This is a genomic window from Haladaptatus sp., assembly GCF_049589095.1.
In the GTDB taxonomy this organism is placed as follows: domain Archaea; phylum Halobacteriota; class Halobacteria; order Halobacteriales; family Haladaptataceae; genus Haladaptatus.
Window position 1 is genome coordinate 1 of the sequence record NZ_JBAWAC010000040.1, and the last position, 2,291, is coordinate 2,291.

Annotated in this window: 3 protein-coding genes; all 3 read right to left on the reverse strand. The window is 61.6% G+C overall.

Features of this window, described 5'->3' with window-relative positions:
• Nucleotides 1-904 (reverse strand): thiolase C-terminal domain-containing protein (locus tag WBV42_RS01330; protein ID WP_423984442.1); only part of this gene is annotated, 904 nt, incomplete at its 3' end.
• A gap of 326 nt (nt 905-1,230) precedes the next feature.
• Complete coding sequence (locus WBV42_RS01335; protein WP_423984443.1) at nt 1,231-1,485, reverse strand: HAH_0734 family protein; 255 nt, start codon at nt 1,483-1,485, stop codon at nt 1,231-1,233.
• Nucleotides 1,486-1,560: 75 nt separating this feature from the next.
• Nucleotides 1,561-2,291 (reverse strand): hypothetical protein (locus WBV42_RS01340; RefSeq protein WP_423984444.1); only part of this gene is annotated, 731 nt, incomplete at its 5' end.

Consider the following 2,291-nt stretch of genomic DNA (forward strand, 5'->3'; position numbering starts at 1 on the left):
CGTAGAAGTCGAGGGCTTCGAGCGCCAGCACTTCCGCGATGGTGAAACAGTCGTGCACCTCGGCGACGTCCACGTCGCTCGCGTCGATTCCGGCGTCCGCGTAGGCTTCCTCGGCGGCCTCCTCGGCCGCAGGTGAACGAGCGAGGTACTCGCGTCCCTGGAGCGCCATCCGGTCACCGCCCTGTCCGGTTCCCGTGACGGAGACCGGCGCGTCGAGGCCGTGGTCGGCGGCGTACTCGTCACTGACGAGCACGACGGCGGCCGCACCGTCCGTGATGGGACACGCGTCGAACAGGCCGAGCGGTTCGGCGATCATCGGTGCGTCGAGCGCCTGTTCGAGTTCGATCTCCTTCTGGAACTGGGCGTGTTCGTTTGGCACGGCGTTCGCGTGGTTTTTCACCGCAATGTGAGCCAAATCCTCGCGCGAACCGCCGTACTGCTCGAAGTATGCTCGCGCCATCAGCGCGTACGCGCCGGGGAACGTTATCCCGGCCCGGACCTCGTACAGGTCGTCCGCCGCGATGGCGAGGGCTTCCGTCGTCTTCGCCGTCCCGAGGTTGTTCATCCGTTCCGCGCCGCCGACGAGAATCGCGTCGGCTTCTCCGTTCCGAACGTCCTTGACGGCCTGCCGAATCGCGACGCCGCTGGATGCACACGCGCTCTCGTAGCGCGTTGCGGGCGCACGAATTCCCGCGGCTTCCGCCATCAGCGGCCCTTGGTGGCCCTGATGCTCCGCCAGTTCGCCCATGAAGTTTCCGTAGTAGAGTTCCTCGATATCGTCGCGGGGGACCTCCGCATCGGCGAACGCGCTCGCGCTCGCCTCGGCGAAGAGGTCACGCCCCGTCCGCTCGGGATGCTTCCCGAAATGAGTCAAGCCGACTCCTGCAATCCGAACACCTGTCATGTGAGAACGTACGAGCGGCCCGGTTAAGAAAGACACTCTTTTCGATTTCAGGCCGAATGAGAGAAATTTCAGCCGGTTGTTTCGGTTTGGAGTGAACGAACGTACAGTTACCTGCCGCCAAATCATTCATTAATTTTCGAAACTGAACGGTTCGCCGGAAAATCGACAGATCGGTGGCACTGTGTGGAAATAACTAGCGAACGAACCACGTTACCGTCCCACATTTTCGCCGGGTTCGCCACGTTCCGACGGAATCGACTCGTCACCAGCGGTATGACTCGGCGGGAGAACGGGAAGAAGTTAGAATCGAACTACTCGACCACAGATCAGTTGGCGGATTCGACGACTTCGACGTCCTCGGCGTCGATGGCGTCCGTATCGAGCCAGTGGGGAACGTAGTTTCGGCGGTCGAAGTCCTCGCGTTCGTCCTCGGTACCGATGACACACCACAGTTGGGGTTCGTCCGGGCCGTGCCAGTCGCCCTGTCGGGTGATGGAGAAACAGACCTGTTCTACGTCGTCGTAGTTGATGATCGCGTCGTCCCGGATTCCGGGGTCCCCGTGGATGATGAGCCGTTTCATACGAGAGGGTTTGTAAGGCGGTCAATTAAGCGCTTTGCAACCGCCGTTCGAACCCGATTCGGGAGCGGATTCGTCTCAGACGTAGGACGGGACGTTGTTCATGTGGTAGACGATTTCGTCGCCGAGGGTGTCGAGATAGTTCGAGTGGTCGTCGCCGACCTGCGAAGTCGCATCGTACTCGACGTAGTTGGGTGCGGGCGTGTTGCCGTCCTCGTAGCCGGTCTCGCCGAGCGCCTGGTCGAAATCGATGGTGTTGTACACCCACTCCAGCACGTCGTCCTCCTCGTTGTGGTAGTTGAACGTCGCCGTCGTCTGGTTCGTGATGGCGTTGTACGTGTCCATCCACTCCTTGGTGGGCGCTTCGTTGTCCGTCGCCGCGCCGAGCATGTGGGTCGAGTACACCTCGTAACCGCCGTCGTTCCACCACGAGGTCACGTCAAGCGAGCGAAGCGAACTGAGGAGCACCTGTGCACCGAGCGAGTGGCTGGCGAACCTGAGCGTGGTGTTCGGACAGTAGTATTTGAGATACACCGCGAACTGCGCGAGTTTGACGCCGTTCTTCTGGGCGACGTCCTGTGCCGTCCCCCAGCCATAATCGATGCCACCACCGGCGTCGCTGTCCCACGAATAGCCGATCAGGGTTCCGTCGTATCCTGCGGCGTCGAGGTTGTTCTTCGCCGAGAGGAACTTGTCCTCCGCCTCCTGTTCGGGGTCGCCGCCCGTCTTGTGCCAGCCGTGGATGAACACGGTCAAGTCGTCCACACAACCGGTATCGACGCCCGGAACGTCGCCAGTGGTGTCGTAGC